At 67.0% G+C, this 19,375-nt stretch carries 19 protein-coding genes; 11 read left to right on the plus strand and 8 right to left on the minus strand.

The genetic code is table 11. From position 1 onward, the window contains the following. Positions 1–294: 294 nt before the first annotated feature. Together ON27_RS08330 and ON27_RS08335 are read right to left on the minus strand one after the other, a co-directional pair. The gene (locus tag ON27_RS08330; protein ID WP_245559865.1) at positions 295–1,197 is read right to left on the minus strand and encodes a phosphotransferase enzyme family protein; all 903 of its coding nucleotides are present in this window, start codon (positions 1,195–1,197) and stop codon (positions 295–297) included. Then, a complete protein-coding gene (locus tag ON27_RS08335) occupies positions 1,173–2,411 on the minus strand; it encodes an NsdA family TPR-like regulatory protein (RefSeq protein WP_043722026.1) in 1,239 nt (412 codons plus the stop codon). Before ON27_RS08335 ends, ON27_RS08330 begins: the two co-directional genes overlap by 25 nt. A 286-nt stretch (positions 2,412–2,697) precedes the next feature. Here ON27_RS08335 and ON27_RS08340 point away from each other — a divergent pair, with 286 nt between their 5' ends. The 4 genes from ON27_RS08340 to ON27_RS45780 all read left to right on the plus strand — a co-directional run bounded on the left by ON27_RS08340 (position 2,698) and on the right by ON27_RS45780 (position 5,773). Continuing rightward, positions 2,698–3,759, plus strand: a complete 1,062-nt coding sequence (locus ON27_RS08340) for a Gfo/Idh/MocA family protein (RefSeq protein WP_043722027.1) — start codon at positions 2,698–2,700, stop codon at positions 3,757–3,759. Continuing rightward, positions 3,756–5,009 carry a DegT/DnrJ/EryC1/StrS family aminotransferase gene (locus tag ON27_RS08345; protein ID WP_043722028.1) on the plus strand — a complete coding sequence of 418 codons (1,254 nt, stop codon included), beginning with the start codon at positions 3,756–3,758 and terminating at the stop codon, positions 5,007–5,009. The genes ON27_RS08340 and ON27_RS08345 overlap by 4 nt, the downstream gene beginning before the upstream one ends. A 6-nt stretch (positions 5,010–5,015) precedes the next feature. Then, positions 5,016–5,456, plus strand: coding sequence for an NUDIX hydrolase (locus tag ON27_RS08350; RefSeq protein WP_043722029.1), 441 nt, complete (start codon positions 5,016–5,018; stop codon positions 5,454–5,456). An 86-nt stretch (positions 5,457–5,542) separates the two neighbouring features. Beyond that, a complete protein-coding gene (locus tag ON27_RS45780) occupies positions 5,543–5,773 on the plus strand; it encodes a restriction endonuclease (RefSeq protein WP_373282751.1) in 231 nt (76 codons plus the stop codon). Between the two features lie 89 nt (positions 5,774–5,862). Here ON27_RS45780 and ON27_RS08360 read toward each other — a convergent pair whose 3' ends face one another. Next, positions 5,863–6,261 (minus strand): DUF6010 family protein, encoded by a 399-nt coding sequence (locus ON27_RS08360; RefSeq protein ID WP_043722031.1) that lies wholly within the window; start codon positions 6,259–6,261, stop codon positions 5,863–5,865. Positions 6,262–6,499: 238 nt separating this feature from the next. Between ON27_RS08360 and mbp1 the strand changes: the two genes are divergently transcribed. After that, complete coding sequence (gene mbp1 / locus ON27_RS08365) at positions 6,500–6,751, plus strand: microaggregate-binding protein 1 (protein ID WP_043722032.1); 252 nt, start codon at positions 6,500–6,502, stop codon at positions 6,749–6,751. On the opposite strand, the gene ON27_RS08370 is transcribed toward mbp1, so the two are convergent. Beyond that, the gene (locus ON27_RS08370; protein WP_043722035.1) at positions 6,748–7,773 is read right to left on the minus strand and encodes an FAD-dependent monooxygenase; all 1,026 of its coding nucleotides are present in this window, start codon (positions 7,771–7,773) and stop codon (positions 6,748–6,750) included. The genes mbp1 and ON27_RS08370 overlap by 4 nt on opposite strands. An 80-nt stretch (positions 7,774–7,853) precedes the next feature. Beyond that, positions 7,854–9,062, minus strand: coding sequence for a lipase family protein (locus ON27_RS08375; RefSeq protein ID WP_083887437.1), 1,209 nt, complete (start codon positions 9,060–9,062; stop codon positions 7,854–7,856). A 186-nt stretch (positions 9,063–9,248) separates the two neighbouring features. Between ON27_RS08375 and ON27_RS08380 the strand changes: the two genes are divergently transcribed. Next, a complete protein-coding gene (locus ON27_RS08380; protein WP_043722039.1) occupies positions 9,249–10,250 on the plus strand; it encodes a YdcF family protein in 1,002 nt (333 codons plus the stop codon). 1 nt (position 10,251) lies between these two features. On the opposite strand, the gene ON27_RS08385 is transcribed toward ON27_RS08380, so the two are convergent. Further along, complete coding sequence (locus ON27_RS08385; protein ID WP_043722042.1) at positions 10,252–10,995, minus strand: glucose 1-dehydrogenase; 744 nt, start codon at positions 10,993–10,995, stop codon at positions 10,252–10,254. Between the two features lie 202 nt (positions 10,996–11,197). Here ON27_RS08385 and ON27_RS08390 point away from each other — a divergent pair, with 202 nt between their 5' ends. After that, a complete protein-coding gene (locus ON27_RS08390) occupies positions 11,198–12,094 on the plus strand; it encodes an alpha/beta fold hydrolase (protein ID WP_051046347.1) in 897 nt (298 codons plus the stop codon). 40 nt (positions 12,095–12,134) lie between these two features. On the opposite strand, the gene ON27_RS08395 is transcribed toward ON27_RS08390, so the two are convergent. Continuing rightward, positions 12,135–13,526, minus strand: a complete 1,392-nt coding sequence (locus ON27_RS08395; protein ID WP_043722045.1) for a WS/DGAT/MGAT family O-acyltransferase — start codon at positions 13,524–13,526, stop codon at positions 12,135–12,137. A gap of 190 nt (positions 13,527–13,716) precedes the next feature. On the opposite strand from ON27_RS08395, the gene ON27_RS08400 reads away from it, so the two are divergent. The 3 genes from ON27_RS08400 to ON27_RS08410 are packed head-to-tail and all read left to right on the plus strand — an operon-like array spanning position 13,717 to position 17,523. Further along, positions 13,717–14,619: a metal-dependent hydrolase gene (locus ON27_RS08400; protein ID WP_043722048.1), complete on the plus strand. Its 903-nt coding sequence runs from the start codon at positions 13,717–13,719 to the stop codon at positions 14,617–14,619. A 2-nt stretch (positions 14,620–14,621) separates the two neighbouring features. After that, positions 14,622–15,719 (plus strand): PDR/VanB family oxidoreductase, encoded by a 1,098-nt coding sequence (locus ON27_RS08405; RefSeq protein WP_373282753.1) that lies wholly within the window; start codon positions 14,622–14,624, stop codon positions 15,717–15,719. Between the two features lie 31 nt (positions 15,720–15,750). Continuing rightward, positions 15,751–17,523, plus strand: a complete 1,773-nt coding sequence (locus tag ON27_RS08410) for an SDR family oxidoreductase (protein ID WP_043722053.1) — start codon at positions 15,751–15,753, stop codon at positions 17,521–17,523. 1 nt (position 17,524) lies between these two features. Here ON27_RS08410 and ON27_RS08415 read toward each other — a convergent pair whose 3' ends face one another. Next, positions 17,525–18,034 (minus strand): glycine-rich domain-containing protein, encoded by a 510-nt coding sequence (locus tag ON27_RS08415; RefSeq protein ID WP_373282752.1) that lies wholly within the window; start codon positions 18,032–18,034, stop codon positions 17,525–17,527. A gap of 505 nt (positions 18,035–18,539) precedes the next feature. On the opposite strand from ON27_RS08415, the gene ON27_RS08420 reads away from it, so the two are divergent. Then, positions 18,540–19,375 (plus strand): zinc-binding dehydrogenase (locus tag ON27_RS08420; RefSeq protein WP_043722060.1); only part of this gene is annotated, 836 nt, incomplete at its 3' end.

The following is a 19,375-nucleotide window of genomic DNA, read 5'->3' on the forward strand; positions in this document are numbered from 1 at the left end:
AGCTGACCACACTGTGCAGCCTCAGGCACAGCGTCGACCACGTTGAATTCGCTATCGTGACGTCAAGGTCTGCGTCATCGGTTCTATTAATCTCAGCCGGATGCGCTGCAAGCTGCATTCACCGATGACCGGATCTCACACGCCCTCGGCCAATAATCGGAGGCTCTCACGGTCACAGTCGTGGAAGCTGACTGTGTCGTCCCTCCGCTGTACACTGAGATACGCGCGACTGCGCCGAATGGACTGTGTGATCGCCGCCTATGCGGGCACGGGGGCGTTCTGGTGACACCGTCGTTACAGCGCTTCCCACTGCCACGGCAGCGGCACTGCTCCGCGGAGGCACGCGATTCGATGATTCGCCTGCGTCGCAGCAGTTCTGCTTGCGCAGGTTCGTTCGAGGGCAAACCCGACCCATCTGAGTTCTTGGATATCGGCGAATACGCGGAAGTCTGGCCGGGTCGTGACGTCGTAGCCACCATAGGTGCTCACGAAGGACAGGTAGTCGGCGTCGGGGACTCGCGCGAAGTCGGTGTAGTCAACGGCCAGTTGCACGAGATCCCATTCCGGACGGCCAAGCGACACCTTGTCGAGATCCAGCACCGTCGGAATATTTGATGGGGGCACGACCAGGTTGCCTTGCCAGGCATCGCCATGAATAACACTGAGGCGCAGAGGATCTGGCAGCTCGTCATATTGTTTACGCAGCTCGTCGTAGCGTGCCAGCAGCCACGTTCGGTCGTCGACGTCCACCACGCCAGCGGTCGCCAATCGCTCGCGAAGATCACCGAAGGGGTCGTATCTCGGCAGCTCGAAATCGGCTGGCGGTGTCAACGAATGGAACGCACGGAGCATGGCTCCGAGTTCGGCAGGCGTGGCTGGCCGATGTTCCGGGATGAGGTGCCACCAGGTGACGGGGCGGTCGTCGACAACGATCGGCTGAGGCAGTTCCGATACCGCCTCCACGGTCGGGATGCCGGAACTATTGAGCCATCCCGATACGCGCAGTTCTCGCTCGGCATCCTCCAGGCTGCCGCGCCTTCCGATCCGCGCCACGATGTCACTGATCCGGTAAATGGCGTGAGATCCTTCGCGGATTGCCTCTGGCTGATGCAGCTTGAGCCCGGCTTGCTGGGCGGCTTTCGCCAGTACTTCCCTGGATACCGTTGTGGCAGTCATGGCGCTGCTCTCGCCGGACATCGGCTGGTGATGACCTCGCGCAGTTCCACGACATCGCGCATTCGCCGGTGAGGTGACGAAGCAGCGGCCAATCGCTGCAGTTCGTTGTGGATGCGATGGGAATCGAGCTGGCTGGCCTGTGCGGCGGCACGGATTCCCAGGGCGACTGCTTCCTTCGGATCGCCGAGCTGCATGGTCAATGTTGCCAGTCGGGTGAGCGAGAACGTTTGGGAGCGGGGGTATTCCGCGGATTGAAGTTCGACGGCCCGCTGGATTCTTGGTGCGGCCAGATCGATTCGGTGCTGCGCCTGTGCGATCGGGATCAGGGCCTTGCCGGTGCTGCCGAGGTGCTCGGCCTCGTCGTAGAAGCACAGCCAGGGAGCGTCGGTGGCGGGGCTGCGCTGGGCGAAGTATTCGTCGGCGCGTGCCACTTCGGAGAGTGCTTCGTCGGGTCGTTTCATGGCGGCCAAGTATTGGGCGCGTAGGGCACTGAGCATGGCGCGGGTTGTGGCGGACAGCCGGTCGGATCGCACCTGGGCCAGCTCGATGAGCGATAATCCGCCATCAGCGTTGCCGACATATGCCATCTTGCGTGCCATGTCGGCGAGCGTGCTGGCGCGCAGTTCCCAGGATCCGGCTGTGTCGGCGCACCAGAGTGCGAGCCGGAACCTTCGGTCAGCCGCGGCGTGATCGCCGATGTCGAAGGCTGCATATCCGGCGACGCTGCCGAGGTTGCCAATCGCTTCGAGCAGGGCCCTGCGGGTGCTCGGCGACGCCTTCGCATCGAGTAGCCGCGCGAAGCGGCCAAGTTGTCTGCCCGCGATAAGGCTGATCGAGCCGCCGCCACGGAGGTTCTCCGCGGACGCGATTGTGCGGGTAGCTGTTTGGATGTTGATGACCTCGATCATGCCGACACGGCCGATCGGCTTATCCTCGACATCCGGGCCGAAATAGTGGGCAGGACCGCTGGCTGGGTCGAAAGGGCTGAACAGGTTGATTGCGAGCGTGCGGTCCGGCATTGCTGGCGTTTCGCGGCGCCTGGGATTCGGTACGAAGCCCAGTTCGCTATCGGTCGCCTGCAGGATGGCGCGGAACGCTTCGCGGTAGAGCTTGTTGGGCCAGCGGACGGTGCCGCGCTCGTAGCGGGCGATGGTGTGGGCATCGAGTTCGCGGCGCTGACCGTGCTGGTGCCAGATGTAGGTGTTGACGGCCTCGGCCAGCTCGGCGCGGCCCATCACCTGACCAGGTGTCACTCGCGACGGAGTCGCTTCTCGTCGCTGCTGGAGTTGCACGTTCGGTTGCATGCGTCCCCTCGCCGATATCGGTCGGTTCAGTCTATCCAGCAGCACCGACGCTCGGTCGGGCAGATTATCTGCCCCGTAACTTGCCCTCTTCTAGACGCGTCGCGTGCGTGAGGCTGAGACGACGGCTCCCATACGCAGGGGCCGTCTGCACGACGATCAGTTGGGGGATCGAATGAGACCATGTGAATCGGTTCGAGGTGCGCTCGGCGCGGCACCGGTGTCGCGCATCAGCCGCCTGGACATCGAATCCGGATGGCGAACATCGCGCCGTATCGCTGACCGCAGCACAACACTACGAGCCGGTGTGGTGGGCCTCGGGCGCCAGGCGATCAACGATCACCTTCCAGCACTCGTAGCCTCGCACCACGTCGAGCTGGCCGCCGTCTGTGATGAGGATGCGAGTGTCGTGCGCGAGCAGGAAACAGTGCATCAGGTGCCCGGCTTCGCCGATCATCGCGAAATGTTCGAGGCCGAGGCGCTCGACCTCGTGGTGGTCTGCGTGCCGCACGATGTCGGTCGGGCGGTGATCGAGTCGGCCGCGGAGCATAAGGTCCACGTCCTCAAGGAGAAGCCGTTCGCCACCGACCTGGTCGAGGCCAACGGACTGGCGCAGTTGTGCGAACGGTCCGGCATCGAGCTGATGGTCACGCTGCAACGGCGATTCAATCCGATCTATACGAGCTTCCCGCAGCTCGCTGATCAGATCGGCACGCCATTTCTGATCGACGCCCGCTACACCGTGCATGTCGATGATCCATCCGAGGGCTGGCGCGGCCAGACCGCCAAGGCGGGCGGCGGCTGCGTGATCGACATGGGCTACCACCTCATCGACCTGCTCCTGTGGTACTTCGGATTGCCCGACACCATCACAGCCGAGCTGTCGGTCGGTGCGCGGCCGGACCGACGCTATGACGCCGAAGACACCGCGCTCGTCCACTTTTCCTACGACAGCGGCCTCTATGGCTCGTTGCTGCTCTCGCGGTTCATCGGGCCGAAGACCGAAGAGATCCGGCTCGTCGGGTCTGACGGCGTCGTACATCTGGAACGCGGCCGCATCCGCCGGCTGACCAACAGCGGCGAGGTCATCGAGTCGTTGCGTCGGGAACAAGCCTGGCCATCAGCCGCGGCCTGCCAGATCGACTACTTCCACCGAGTCATCGACGGCACGCGACCGAACCTCAGCGGTCCCGCCGAAAACCTCGCTCACATGGCCTTCGTCACCGCCTGCTACGAGGCCGCACGCACCCACACCCACATCAATCCCAAGGAGCTCTTGTGACCTCACCACTGGCGCTGCTCGGTGGCCCACCCGTCATAACCGAAACCGCACCGCACTTTGCATGGCCCCCACTGACCGAGGCCACCGGCATCGCCATCCTCGATCAGCTCGACGAGGGCATCTCGATCTACGACCGCTCCGGTGTCATCGCCCGACTCGAAGACGCGCTACAGCACTACTTCGGTACCCGCTATGCCGTCCTCACCAGCTCAGGCACCGCTGCGCTGTACTCCATGTACGCCGCCTGCGGCATCGGGCCAGGTGATGAGGTGATTGTCCCTGCGTATACCTTCTTCGCCACCGCCACACCGCTGCTGCACTTGGGCGCTACCCCCGTACTCGCCGATTGCGACGCCAGTGGCAACCTCGATCCGGTCGACCTGCCGCGACGCATTACCAAGCAAACCAAAGCCATCGTGGTAACGCATATGTGGGGGATACCCGCGCAAATTCGACGCCTGAAAACCGTGGCGGATGCTCATGGCTTACTGCTGCTCGAAGACGCTTCCCACGCTCACGGGGCAAGCATCGGTGAGCAGAAGCTCGGCACGTTCGGACAAGCCGCCGCGTTCAGCATGAACGGGCCGAAACCACTGTCAGCAGGAGAAGGCGGCTTCATCCTCACCGATAACGAGGAGGTGTACCACCGCGTCTTGCTGCACGGCCAGTACAACAAGCGGTGCCGAAACGAAATCCCAGCCGGCTCCGACCTCAGCCGCTACGTCTTGACCGGGATGGGACTCAAACATCGCATCCACCCGCTGGCCGCAGCCTTCGCGCTGGAACAACTTCCACATCTGGATAACTACCTCACAGGACGTCAACGCATCGCCGAGCACATCCACGACCAACTCCAGCGCGAGCCCGGCCTGACCATCACCTGGCACGAACCGCACACCCGACCAGCCTGGTACGGACTCACGATCCTCTACCACGGTGAATTCTTCGATGACGTGCCTGTGGAGCGCTTCCACGCCGCATTGCAGGCCGAGGGCTGCACTGAGTTCGACCGACCAGGATCAACCTGCCCCCTCAATCTCCTGCCGCTGTTCCAAGTGCCAGGTCCGCTGTTCCCCGCGTTCACCGGCAAACTGGCCTACGCCCCCGGTGACTACCCGCAGGCGGAAGCGCTGCACCACGCAACTCTCAAGCTCCCTGTTTGGCATCGAGACGAGGACCTGCCGCTCGTCGACCGCTACATCGAAGCACTGCACAAAGTGATCACCCACCACGCCGACCTGAAAGGATAGGGCTCGATGATCGAGACAACACTGCTGGAGAAGTTGACACGTGAAGCCGACCGGGACGAGGTACAGCAACTCGTCGTCGGTGCCGTCGTCCAGCACGGCGGCAAAGTCCTTCTACTGCAACGCGCCGCCGACGACTTCATGGGTGGGATCTGGGAACTCCCGAGTGGCAAAGTCGATCCCGGCGAATCCATCGACGAAGCCCTCATCCGGGAAGTCAAGGAAGAGACCGGCCTTGAGGTCACCGCCGTCACGAACTACCTCGGCGAGTTCGATTACCAGTCCGGCAGTGGCAAGAAGAGTCGACAGTTCAACTTCACCGTCGACGTCGGCCATGCCGCGCCCGTGGAACTGACAGAACACGACGCCTACACCTGGACCAGCCTGGTCGAAGAGCCACCGGTCACGGATGCCGTGAAGCAGGTTCTGGCGCGGTACCGCGCGAGCTGACCGCACAGTCAAATCGTTGCGCCGACGGGTACAAACCGTAGTCTCCGCAACGCCCAGTAGTCCGCTCCTGAACGGAGCGGGCTACGTTGACTGGTGCAGTCCCTACTGGTCACAATCGGCGGGTCGGGGACCGGGAGATGCACCAGCTGGTCGGTGGATTGATGACCTGGCACCAGTTCGATATCGCTGCCCTGGTCGCGACAGCGTCTTTCACCGGGCCCGCTCGCGCGACAGCAGCCCGAAGCGGTATTCGACTCGTCGACAACCGCGCACTGGCCGCATGGAACTCCGGGACCGGTCCCGCTCCCTGGGATTGAGGACTCCGTCTGGGCCTGTAAACGACAACTCGCGACCACCGCGAATTGCGCTGGTTGTCCGCCGCCTAATGCAAGCGATACAACGTGATTCAGGGAACAACGGCTTTGCGCCGAAGGTGGAACAGCGATGGCCCGCCGCAGAAGCACCACACCGCGATCACCGGATCGCAAATGGCGCAGCCGAGGGATGAGTCGTGGGCGAACGGGATGATGGGGTTGCCTTTGAGGTGGTGGAGCAGGTCCCAGGCGGTGTGCAGGAGCCAGGCCGTGCCGATGAAGGTCCAGGATTCGAGGCCGCGGTAGGCGCAGTAGGTGACTGCGGCGGTGAAGGCGAATTCCCAGCCGCCGAAGCCGCCGCCGCTGAGGTAGGCGGCGCCCGCGCCGGCGACCATGATGGCGTTGAAGCGGCGGCGTTGCGGTTCGGGGATCAGGGACATCGCCAGCGCGTACAGGATGCCGATCAACACCGGTGCGATATAGGTTGCCATCGGTCACTCCTGATGCGGTGGGGCGGCTTCGCAACCGAAACTATCCAGTCGGCTGCCCTCTCCCAGGGGCATTTACGACAGGTGCCAACGGAAACTCGCCAATTCTCCGGTAGCAGTGTGTGTATGGACCCAGGCACGAGTTCTGGATAGGACACGTGGCCGCGGTCACAGGCTGATTGATCCGCACCGACCCGGGTATGCGGCGGATGTCAGCCGACTAGTGATTGGGAGGTATGCGATGCCGGAGCATCAGAGCGGACCCCGGGAAGCTGTCGAAGGTGTCGTCGAGGACATCAAGGGCAAGGCGAAGGAGACTGCGGGCGTCATCACCGGTGACGAAGACCTGAAGAAAGAGGGTCGCGCGCAGCAGGACAAGGCCGAATCCCAGCGGGAGGCGGCGCAGAAGGAAGCCGAGGCCGCCAAGGCGCGTTCGGAAGCCGATCTCGACGAAGCGCGGCAGAGCGCTTACGAGAGCAGCAAGGACGCCTAGTCCCCGGTGCGGCGGTAGGGTGGCACCACCCGTTCCCGGTCGGCGGCGATCTGCCGCCGCCGGGCCGCCATCGCCTCCGCGAGCGAGGAACCCGTGGTCAAGGCTCGAAAGATGGCTGCCGCGTCCTCGATCGCGTCGCGCGCGCCGACTCCTTCGGCAGGGGTGATGGCGTGATCGGCGTCGCCGCAGAGGATCAGCGGAAGCCGTGGGGGAGCAGCGGCGGCGAAAGGTACGTTGCGCGCGTTCGAGACGTGCACGGTTCGCGTCTCCGCGAGCAAGAGATCGACAACGTCCGAGATTCCGGGGGCGGTGGTACGAACGAGTTCGGCCCATCGCGCTGCCGGATGGAATCCGAGGTCTTGCGGGGGAAGGGCGGGGCGAGTGACCCTGGCGAACCAGACGGAAATCGTCTCGTCCCAGTAGTGACCGAAAGCGCCGGTCGGCCGCCCGTCTTCGCCGATCCGGCCGTCGAAGTGCAACACCGCGCTCTTGGTGCGCAACGCTCGAGGCCGCTCGGTGCGACCGTAGAAGACGACCTGACCCGCGTACTCGGGGACGCGTTCCGGTTCGATGCGCTGACGCGCGAGGGAGTCGATGCCGTCGGCCGCGATGACGACCTCGTCGGTGGGTAACCGGGTATCGCCGCTGGACAGCACGCCTTCGTCGATGTCGGTCACGGTGGTGTCGTAATGGAATTCCGCCGCTGTGGCAGTGGCGAAATCGGTCAGCACCGACATGAGTTCGGCACGCAAGTACAGCCGATGGCCCCGGCTCGGCCCGAAACGAGCCTCGGCCGGTTGGTATTCGACCCGTAAGGCGTCGACCGGATGCGCGACTTCGTCCAGCCGGTCGGCGGACACCCCGAGGGTGGTCAGTGCGGCGTGCGCACGGTCGTCCAGCACGAGGAAGGCGCCCGCGCCGACGGAGGGCTGGCTTTCATAGACACGTACCGGAATCCGCTGGGCGGCAAGGGCTCCGGCGAGAACGGTCCCGGCGATTCCTCCACCGATGATGGTGACCATGCGGTCCAGCGTAGAGCCTCGCGCGGCAGTCGCACGGCCGATCGCGCCCGTCGGCGACCCGCGCGCCGAATCGCGACCACTCAGCAATTACTCGGCGCGGGCACACCGTAGAAGCGTGCTTCCAGCCATGCGAGTGCCGACGGCACTCCCAGCACCGCTGTGGACAGATGGTCGGGGCTGGAGAACTTCTCGTACTGCACCGGAACGCCCGCCTCGCAGTATCGCCGTACCGTCGCGTCGATCGAATCGACCGGGATCAAGGCGTCGTGCTCCGCGCGCCACTGGTAGACCGGTGCGGCCGGGATGCCCTCGTAGAGTTCCAGGCTGTTCTCCTCGAGCACGCCGCGTGCGCGCTCGTCTTCGGCCAGCGAATGCGAGGCCGCGACGTCCACGATGCCGCGGCCCGCACCGGCCAGCAGGATCTCGTTGGTGCAACTGTCGGCGATCCGGTCGCGGAACGACAGCCCGGCCGAGTTGAGGTAATCGCTCACCGGCAGCCGGGCCGGGTACTCCCGCTCCAGTCCGATGGCCGCGGCGAAGGCGAGGCCGAATGCCGCATGCGGCGCGTAGCCGAGGCCCTCGATCATCTTGACCAGGTTCATCGGCACTCCGCCCGCGGCGGCGCCGATGATCGGCAGTTCCGGCGCGTAGGTCGGCGCGAGCGCGGCCGCCCACGTGGTCGCCATGCCGCCACCGGAGTAGCCGAGCATGGTGACGCGGCTGTCGGCCAGGCCCAGCTCCGCGACTCGCCGCGCGGCGCGGATGCCGTCCAGGGTGATCATGCCGCCGAGCTTCGCGGCGCCGTAGGCGCTGGTGGGCCCGAGATGGTCGGGGAGAGTGACCGACCAGCCGCGCAGCAGCAGGGCATTGAGCGCGGGTGCTTCGCGCACGGCCAGGTTGGGGTCGCTGGTGTAGAGCACGCGGGAGACCGCGCAGTGGGTGCCGAGGGCGTTGATGATGTGCTGATAGGACAACAGCGGCCCGCCAGGGGCGGCATTCGGCGGGGTCAGCACGGTGGTGGTGGCCGCGATCGGCTCGCCCGCGGAGTTCGTCGAGCGGAACTTGACCATCGTGACCCTCGCGCCGGGGAACGCGATCAGTCCTGGCATCGGCCGTACCGCGAGGACCTCGCCCGGCGCGGCGCGGTCGAGCCCGGCCGGAGTGGCGTAGAACGGGTCCGGATCGGGTTCGGGATAGATCGGCTGCGCCACGGCCTGCGGTGTGATCAGACCCTGCGGTGTGATCAGACAGAGCGCGGCCACGGCGGTGGCGATGACCAATCGAAGCATGGCTTTCGGCGACTCCCATTCGTCACGATGTGCTGTTCCGAAACGCTGGTGTGCTGAAGTCGAATGCTCCGGATACCGGTCGCCTGCGGCCGATTCCCGGACCTGCACACTTTAGGGGACGATCGGAAAAGGCCGAGGAAGCCGCGCCGCCGGGCGCTCCGCTCACCCGTCGGCTACCGTGACCCGGTGCTTCTGCTGGTCGTCGGGGTGGTCCTGCTCGGTGTGTTCGGAGTGCGATTCCGCAGGGACCGCAGGCGGTTGGGTCACGGTGTGTACCTGCTACTGGGGACGGCGTTCGTCGGCGCGTGGGTAGTGAGCCTGGTCGCCGACGGTGATCTGCCCGTCGTGCTCGCCCCACTGTTCGTGCTTTTGTCGCCGCTGCTGATACTGGTGCCGGCAGGGCTGTCGATAGCCAACGGCGTGCAATTGGTACGCCGTGAAGGCTGGCGTCTTCCGAATCTGCTGCCGCTCGGGCTCGGCATCGCGCTGCTGGCGCCGTACGTCGTGCTCGCCCTCGCACTGCTCACCGAAAGCCTCTGGGTGGTTGTGCTTCTGGCATCGCTGACGATGTCGATCAGCTACATCGGTTTCCTGTTCGCGGCATTCCTGGTGTATTCGCTGTGCTACGGATTGCTGTCCTACCGTCCTGAGATGGACGCGATCGTCGTGCACGGCGCCGGGTTGGTGGACGGCGACGTGCCGCCGCTGTTGGCGGCGCGCTTGGACCGGGCGATCGAGGTCTACCGCGGCGAAGCCGAGCGGGGCCGCGAACCGCTGCTGATCGCCAGTGGCGGTCGAGGATCCGACGAGGAGGTCTCCGAAGCGGCGGCGATGGCGGACTACCTGATCGACCACGGGGTGCCCGGCGACCGCGTGATCCTCGAGGACCGGTCGGGCACCACCGAGGAGAATCTGCTGTTCACCAAGCGGCTGCTCGGCGAGCGCGGCCCCACAACCCGAATGGTGCTGGTGACCAGCAATTTCCACATTCTGCGCACGGCGATCCTGGCGCGCCGCCTCGACCTCGACGCCGAGGTGACCGGTGCCAGGACCGCCTTCTACTACCTGCCGAGCGCGTTCCTGCGCGAATTCGCCGCGCTGCTGGTGGCCTACAAGTGGAGCACCCTGATCGCGTGCGCCGCGCTGGTGTCGCTGCCGCCGCTCGCCGTGCTCGCCACCCGCGGGTGACTCAGCCGAAGCTCTTGTGCGGAACGCCCACGGTGAGGCCGCCGTCGATGACGAACTCCGCTCCGGTCGAGTACGACGATTCGTCGCTGGCCAGGAAGGTCACCAGGGCGGAGACCTCGGCCGGGTCGGCGGCGCGACCGAGCGGGATCTGCAGGAAGTCCTCGGGGATGTTCTCCGTCATCGGGGTCCGGATCAGGCCGGGGTGTACCGAATTCACCCGGATCTTGTACTGCGCCAGTTCGAGCGCGGTGGACTTGGTGAGCCCGCGCACGGCGAACTTGGTGGCCGTGTAGCCGTGCAGGCCGGGGCTGCCGCGCATGCCCTCGACGGAGGAGATGTTGATGATCGAGCCGCCGCCCGCCTCGATCATCGCGGGGGTCGCGGCCTGCATGCCGAGGAACGTGCCGGTGAGGTTGATGTCGATGATCCGCTGCCATTCGGCCAGCTCGAACGCGACGAGCAGGTTGCCGTTCGCGATGCCCGCGTTGTTCACCAGCACACTCAGCGAACCGAACCGCTCCACCGCCTCGCTCACGGCTTTGCGCCAGTCGTCCGGCTCGCGCACGTCGAGGTGCGCGTAGACCGCGTTGTCGCCGAGTTCCGCGGCGACCGCGGCGCCCTCGTCGTCGAGCACGTCGCCCAGCACCACGCGCGCGTCTTCGGCGACCAGCGCCCTGGCGTGCGCCGCGCCCATGCCGCGCGCTCCGCCGCTGATCAACGCCACCTTGCCGGTCAACCGCCCCATCCGGGGTACCTCCGTCTCTCGAACTTCTCCTGTAACACGTTACAGAAGCGCGTCCTGTGCGCGCGTCTCGCGACAGTAGCCCAGGCGGGCGCTCGGCGGTGGCGATGGCCGGTGCCGCGCCGCCTTCGGCGCGCCCGGCGCGCGACTGTGCCATGATCGGATAGAACGTGTTCTAGTCGCGAGACCGCCAGGGAGGTGCGCCATGACGAACCCCGGCCGCAGCGTGGCGCGGTTCGGCGCACGTTTCCGGGTGCCGGACATCGCCGAGGTGGCCGGTGGCCGACTGGTCGAACTGCCGGGGCGGGGCCGGACCTACGTGGTCGACATCCCCGGTCCGGAGCACGCGCCCGCGCTGGTGCTCCTGCACGCCACCGCCTGCACCGCCTACCTCACCTGGTTCCCGTCACTTGCCGCCCTGGCCCAGCGATATCGCGTGATCCTCTTCGACCAGCGGTGGCACGGGCGCGGCATCCGCTCCGAGCGGTTCACCTTGGAGGACTGTGCCGACGACGTCGCGGCGGTCCTCGACGCGCTGCGGGTCGAACGGGCCATGTGCGCGGGGTTCTCGCTGGGCGGGATCGTCAGCCTGCTGGCCGGGCGTCGTCATCCGGACCGGGTGAGCGGTCTGGTGCTCTGCGCGACGCCGTACAGATTTCGGGAGAAATGGCGTGAGCACGCTTTTCACCGCACCTTCGGCGTCTTGGCCGCGGCGGTCGAGCCGTATTCCTATCGCCGTGCCGAGAAGCTCGCGGGCCGCCTACCCGAGCTTCCGGAGGTCACCTGGACGCCGGGCCGATTGAATCGCTGGGCGCTCGACGAGTTCCGCAGCACCAGCGGGTGGGCGCTCACCCAAGTGCTCGCAGCGGTCGGGCGCTTCGACGCGACGGCGTGGCTGCCGGAGCTCAGGATGCCGACGGCCGTGGTGATCACGACCCGGGACCGGGCGATTCCGGTCTATCGGCAGGTGGAGATGGCGACCTTGATCCCGGGGGCGAGCACGCACCTGGTCGAGGCCGGGCACGCTTCCTGCGTGCTGGAAGCCGACCGTTTCGTTCCCGTATTGCTCGAAGCCTGCGAGACCGTCGCCGCGAAGATCTGATCGGTCCTGTCCGACGGCGGTGGCGGACAGGACGCCGGGGCTAGCCCGATTTCCGCGCCGCGGACAGCAGTTCGGAGACCACACCGGGTACGGCGTCGGCGAGCGCCGCGATGTCGGGCACCAGTTCCTTGCAGGCGATGAAGCCGAAGTTCAGTTTGTCGTTGTTGGACAGCACAGTGACCGTCAGGCCCGCGCCGTGGAACACCGGCCCGAACGGGTACATCCCGTCCACCCGGATGCCGAGGAAGTACAGCGGCATCGGCGGGCCGGGCACATTCGACACCACCAGGTTGTGCACCACGGGGTGTTTCTCGGCCAGCTTGAGCGAGGAGTACATCCTGGCCGCGAGCCGGAAGGTGTTCGGCGGGGCGTATTTCGACCAGTCCTGCAGGAAGTCCGCGCCCATCACTTCGTGCTCTTCCTTGGCTCCGCGATTGTTCTCGGCCACCTCGCGCAGGCGTTCCACCGGGTCGGCGAGGTCGGTGCCGAGCCGCGCGAACAGCGTCGACACCTTGTTGACCCCCGCCTTATGCCGGGTGGACTCGTGCACCGACACCGGAACCGACGCGATGAGCGAGCGGTCCGGCAGCTCGCCGCGCTCCGTCAGATAGGCGCGCAGCGCGCCGGCGACCACGGTGAGCACGACGTCGTTCACCTTGACGCCGAAGGCGGAGCGGATCTCCTTGACCGCGTCCAATTCGGCCTCGGTGAACGCGACCGTGCGATGCGGCGTGATGGCGAGATTGAACGGCGTGCGCGGAGCGGAGAAGGGTATCGCCATGCCCGCCTTGTTCTCCCGGCGGCGCTGCGCGAATCCGGCGACGACGCCGACCGTCTTGGGCAGCATGCCGACGATGCCCGCTCGGGTCGGGAACTTCACCACCGCTTCGGCCAGCAATTGCCAGTCGCTTGGCTCGGGTTCGGGGCGCCACTCGTCGTCGGGCACCGTCTTCGTGACGCCCGGCTCCGGGTCGCACAGGTGCATCATCAGGTTGGCGCCGGTGATGCCGTCCACCGCGGCGTGGTGGTATTTGCAGATCACCGCCACTTTCCCGTCGTCGAGGCCCTCCACCACGGACATCTCCCAGAGCGGGCGGTCGCGATCCATGGGACGGCTGGCGATGTCCCCGACGAGTTCGGCGAGTTCGCGCCGCCCGGCCGGCGCGGCGATCGCGATGCGGCGCAGGTGGTAGTCGAGGTCGAAATTCCGGTCCTCCACCCAGACGGGATGGTCGAGGTGCAACGGCACCTCGTACAAGCGGCGGCGCATCTGCGGAATGAGGGGAAGTCGCCGGGCTAGTTCGGCTTTGAAACCCTCGAACGAGTAGTCGCCCGAGGACGGGTCGAGGAGCAGCAGCGCGCACACGTGCAGATGCTGGGTCCCGGTTTCGAAGTACAGGAAGCTGGCATCCAATCCGGTCAATCGTTCCATAGCGAAAGCCTACTAGAACGCGTTCTAATTTCGGGTCGGAAATCGCCGGTGTGACCACTGTCGCGAAGTCGTGTCACCGTACAGTGCGCAATGCGCTTTTGTGTGTTACCGAAAGTTCCATGTATGTGTATAGTCCTTACTACGGACATGTAGGAATCGCGCGGTGGCGAGTGAGGATCGAGGAGTACCGATGAAGCTACTTCGCAAGGCCGGGCGGCGACCCGAGACAGACCCCGGCGCCGTGGCGCTGCACGCCCGCAACGTGCGCTTCGACTGGGCGGGCACGCCGCTGCACTGGATGCCCGGCGAGCCCATCGCCTCGCACCTGATCAATTCGCTGAACCTCCTTCTTCCCGAGGGCGAGCGGATGTTCTGTGCCACGTATGCCGAGGCACTGCCCTACGTGCGGGACGAAAAGCTGCGTGAGGCGATGCTCGGCTTCATCGGTCAGGAATCGATGCACGCCGAGACGCACGACAAGGTGCTGCACGAAGTGCTCGCCGTGCACGGCATCGATCCCGGGCCCTATCTGCGCCAGGCCGAGTACCTGTTCCGCAGGACGCTCGGACCGCGGGATGTCGAAGGCGTCGCCGAACGACAGGTGCTGGTCGAGCGGCTGGCCTTCATCGCGTGCCTGGAACACTTCTTCGCCTACCTCGGCGACTGGGTGCTCAACGCGGACCTGGAACGGTTCGGCGCCGATCCGCGCATGGCGGACCTGTTCCGCTGGCACGGAGCGGAGGAAGTCGAGCACCGGCACGTCGCGCACGACGTGGCGGTCTATTTCGGCGCCGGATACGTGCGGCGCGCGGCCCTCATGCTGCTGGTGTTCCCGATCTTCCTGACCTTGGTGGTGCGCGGCACCAAATTCATGGTCCACCAGGACCGCGAGCTTCCCGATCTCGGCTATCCCCGGTTGCTGGCGCGGGTCTTCGGCGCGATGTGGCGCGGCGCGTTGCCCGGCGTCCCCTCGCTGCTGTGGAGCGCGCTGAGCACGCTCCAGCCCGGCTACAACCCGGAGACGGTCGGCTCCACCGCGCAGGCGGTGGCCTACCTGGCCAAATCCCCGGCGGCGCAGGCGATCGCCTCGTGAGGCTGCCCGTTCCCGGCCAACTACCCGCGGACCTGTTCGGCAAGCGCGAGCGCGACCGCGCCGTGCGGGTGCTCGACGCGGTGGCCTCGGCGCGACTGCGCTGGACCACGCTGGTCAACCGGCGCGATCCACGGCCGAGGGTGGACGACCGGCGGCTGGCGCTGGTGGTCACCGAGCGGCGGATCGAGGCGCGCGATCAGGACGTGGTGAGCCTGCGACTGGCCGCCCCCGACGGGCGCGTGCTGCCGTCCTGGCGGCCCGGTGCCCATCTCGACCTCGAACTGCCCTCCGGCCGGCTGCGGCAGTACTCGCTGTGCGGCGACCCCGCCGACCTTCGTGCCTACCGGGTGGCGGTGCGTCGCATCCCGGAAGGCGGCGGCGGTTCCGTGGAGGTGCACGATGCCCTCGCGGTGGGGTCGCCGATCGTGGTGCGCGGGCCGCGTAACGCGTTCCCGTTCGCCGTGCCCGGACACGGATCCGCGGCCGATCGTCCGCATTTCGTGGCCGGTGGCATCGGGATCACGCCGATCCTGCCGATGGCGCGGCTGGCGCACCGGTTGGGGATCGAATGGTCGATGGTGTACACCGGGCGCAGCCGTGACACCTTGCCGTTCCTCGACGAGATCGCGGGATTCGGCGACCGCGTAGTCGTGCGCACGGACGACGCGCACGGGCTGCCCGACGCGAGCGACCTGCTGCCCGGCGTCGGATCCGATACCGCGATCTACTGCTGCGGCCCGGCGCCGATGATCACCGTGATCGCCGACGCAGTGCGTCGAACGCCCTATGTGGAGCTGCATTCCGAACGATTCTCACCACCGCCGATCGTGAACGGGAAGCCGTTCGAGATCCAGTTCGCCTCCACGGGTGAGGTTGTGGAGGTCGGCGCGGACCGCAGCGCCCTCGACACGATCCTCGCCTCTCGTCCCGACCGCCCGTACTCGTGCAGGCAGGGCTTCTGCCGCACGTGCAAGGTGCGGGTGCTGGCAGGCGAACCCGACCACCGCGACACGGTGCTCACCGCCGCCGAATACGAGGCGGGCGAGATGCTCGTGTGCGTCTCACGCGCCGACGGCGGGCGGCTCGTGCTCGATCTGTGACCCGCCCTCCGGTCCGTCAAGGAGAAACCCGATGACCACCACCGAACCACTTCCGGTGGCCGAACGCACCGTGCGCAGCGGTGAATTCGACCTCGCCGTCTACGAATACGGTGATCCCACCGCGGAAACCGTCGTGCTGGTGCACGGCTGGCCCGATACCCACCACCTCTGGGACGCGGTGGCGCCACTGTTGGCTCGCCGGTTCCACGTGGTCGCCTACGACACTCGCGGGCACGGGCGCTCCACCCGCACCCGGCGTACCGACGACTTCCGGCTGGACCGCCTGGCCGCCGACTTCTACGCGGTCGCCGACGCCGTGAGCCCCGACCGGCCGGTGCACGTCCTCGCGCACGACTGGGGTTCGGTGCAGGTGTGGGAAGCGGTGTGCGAGCCGCGTGCCGCCGCCCGGGTCGCGTCGTTCACCTCGGTGTCGGGCCCGAACCTGGATCACGTCGGCAAGTGGATTCGCAGCAGGCTCTCGCGTCCGACGCCGCGCAACGTATGGCAGCCGTTCACCCAGCTGCTGTCGTCGGCGTACACCTTCTTCTTCATGACACCCGTGCTGCCGCGCGCCGCCTTCGGCCTGATCGGCACCGAACGCTTCTGGCGGCAAGTGGTCTCGGTCATGAACGAGACCGCGCCGTCGAATGTGCGTCTCGGGCCCACCTTCCGCGCCGACCTGGTCGACGGCTTGCTGATCTACCGCGCGAACATCGTGCGGCGCATGCTCGCGCCCCGCGAGCGGCGCACCGAGGTGCCGGTGCAGCTGATCGTCGCCGGGCGCGACGTCGCCGTGCGTCCCGCGGGATTCGACGACGAACACAAGTGGACCGAACGGCTGTGGCGGCGCGACGTGCGCGCCGGGCACTGGATGCCGTTCTCGCATCCGGAACTGCTGGCCACCGCGACCACCGAACTCATCGACACCCTCGGCGGCGCGCAGCCGCCGCGCACGCTGCGCCGCGCCGAAACCGGCCGGTCCGCACGGCCGTTCGACGACCAGCTGGTCGTCATCACGGGCGGCGGCAGCGGCATCGGCCGTGCCACCGCCCTCGCACTGGCCCGCCGCGGCGCCGAGATCGTGCTCTCCGACATCGACCTCGCCGCAGCGAAGGAGACCGCCGAGCTGATCGCCGCCGAAAACGGTGTAGCGCATGTCTATCGGCTGGACGTCGCCGACGAGGACGAGATGCGATCGCACGCCGCGACGGTGCTGCAGGACCACGGCGTCCCGGACATCCTGATCAACAACGCCGGGATCGGCCAGGCCGGTGGGTTCTTCGAAACGTCGTCGGCCGACTTCGACCGGGTGATGCGGATCAACCTCGGCGGTGTGGTGAACGGCTGCCGTGCCTTCGGGCCCGCCATGGCCGAGCGCGGCCTCGGCGGGCACATCGTGAACCTCTCCAGCATGGCGGCCTACAGCCCGCAGCAGGGGTTCAGCGCGTATTCCACCAGCAAGTCGGCGGTGTTCATGTTCTCCGACTGCGTGCGTGCGGAACTGGCCGCGCGCGGAATCTCCGTGCACACCATCTGCCCGGGAATCGTGCACACCAATATCGTGGCGCGCACGCGGTTCTCCGGCGTCAGCGCGGAGGAGGAGAAGCGCAAGCAAGAGCGTTACGACAACCTCTACCGCATGCGCCGTTACGGCCCGGAGAAGGTGGCCGAGCAGATCGTGCGCGCCCTACAGCGGGATCGCAGCATCGTGCCGGTGACGCCGGAGGCTCACCTGCAGTATCACTTCGGGCGGCTCACGCCCGCTGTCGTGCGATTCCTGGCGGCGCGGGTGAAGCTCACCTGACTCAGGCGAGGGTGCGGGCGAGTTCGGCCTCGATCGCCACGACTCGCTCGGGCCCGATGCCCCACGGCTGCTCCACACCCACCCGCCGATCCAGATCCCAGAGCACGCATTCCTCGCCCGGAGCCGCCACGAACGACCACGCCACCACGGTGCGGCCGAGCTGCTCGGCCATGGTTCCGTGCGCATCGATCGGCGGCCCGGCGCCTTCCGGGAAGTGGTGCAGGAAGCGGCCGTAGGCGCGCGCGCAGAACTCGGCGTAGCGCTTGGTGCACAGGATGAACCCGTGCCACGCCTCGTCCACCGCGTGCGACGGCATGCCGATCACCTGGTCGTCACGCATGGCGGCGCCGCAGCACAGCAGCCACTGCCGCAATCCCTCGGCCACCAGCGCTCGCGGCTGCCAGGGGCAGGTCTTGAAGACGGCCTCCGGCAATTCCAGTGCCTCGACCGCGGCGCGCACGGTCGCGAGATCGATCTCGCCCGCCGCGGATCGACGGAACCTGAAGTTCACCACAGTTCACTGTACGTGCGGCCCCATGGACGGCTACCGTCTTGACATGAGCGCACTCATCGTTCTGTTCATCCTGTTGATGGTGCTGCTCCTCGTGGCGGTTCCGATCATCGTCGTAATCGTCGTCCTGCGATCGCAACGCGATCGGTTTCCACCGCCGCCCTACGGTGGGTGGCGAGTCGGGGGACACAACGAGGGGGGATCAACGGATCCGTTCTGGGCAGCCGGCGGCGCCGGTCTGATCGGCGGCTTCGACCAACCGCACGGCGGAGGCGGGCATCACCACCACGACCATCACCACCACGGCAGCAGTTGTGGCGGGGGGAGCAGCTCCAGCTGTAGTGGCGGGAGCAGTTCCAGTTGCGGCGGGGGCAGCAGCTCCAGCTGTGGCGGGGGCAGTAGTTCCAGCTGTGGCGGCGGTTCCTGACACGACTTGACCTCAACTGCCCTTCAGGTTCCATGCTGATCTTCGTCCGAAACGGCAAGGAACAACGAAGGGTGCGTCATGCGGGCTGTACAAGCCGATGAGTTCGGTGGACCGGAAGTGCTCGTGGTGCGAGAGCTACCGGATCCGGTGGCCGGACCGGGAGAGGTGGTCGTCGACGTGGCCGCCGCGGATGTGATGTTCCTGGATACCCGGCTGCGCGGCGGCTGGGGCACCGACTTCTTCAAGATCGAGCTGCCCTATGTGCCCGGCGGCGCTGTCGCCGGTGTGGTGGCGTCGGTCGGCCCCGGCGTCGACCCGGACTGGGTGGGCAAGCGGGTGTCGACGCCGACCGCGGCCAGCGGCATCGGCGGTGGCTTGCCGATCGGCGGATACGCCGAGAAAGCACTGGCCAAGGTGGACACACTGGTCGCCTTGCCCGACGGGCTGACCGCGCCGCAAGCTGTCGCTCTCGCCCACGACGGCAGGACGGCGCTCGCCGTCTTCGACCGCGCCGCGGTCCGGCCCGGCGAATGGGTACTGATCACCGCCGCGGCCGGTGGACTGGGAATCCTGCTGATCCAGCTCCTCCGCGCGGCGGGCGCGAACGTCGTCGCCGCCGCACGCGGCGCCGCGAAGCTCGAACTCGCCCAGCGACTCGGAGCGAACGAGGTGGTCGACTACTCCGAACCCGACTGGGCGGCCAAGGCGCGCGCCGCGACCGGGGGAGCGGGCGCGCACGTCGTGTTCGACGGGGCGGGCGGCGCGCTCGGCGAGGCCGCCCTCACGGCCACCGCGGACGGCGGGCGTTTCCTCGGATACGGCGCCGCCGCAGGAGAGTTCGCCGCGGTGGACCGCGAGGCCGCAGCGGCGCGCGACATCAGCGTCTACGGGCTGTTCGACGTCACCGGCGGGGA

The organism is Nocardia asiatica NBRC 100129 (assembly GCF_000308415.1).
GTDB lineage: Bacteria > Actinomycetota > Actinomycetes > Mycobacteriales > Mycobacteriaceae > Nocardia > Nocardia asiatica.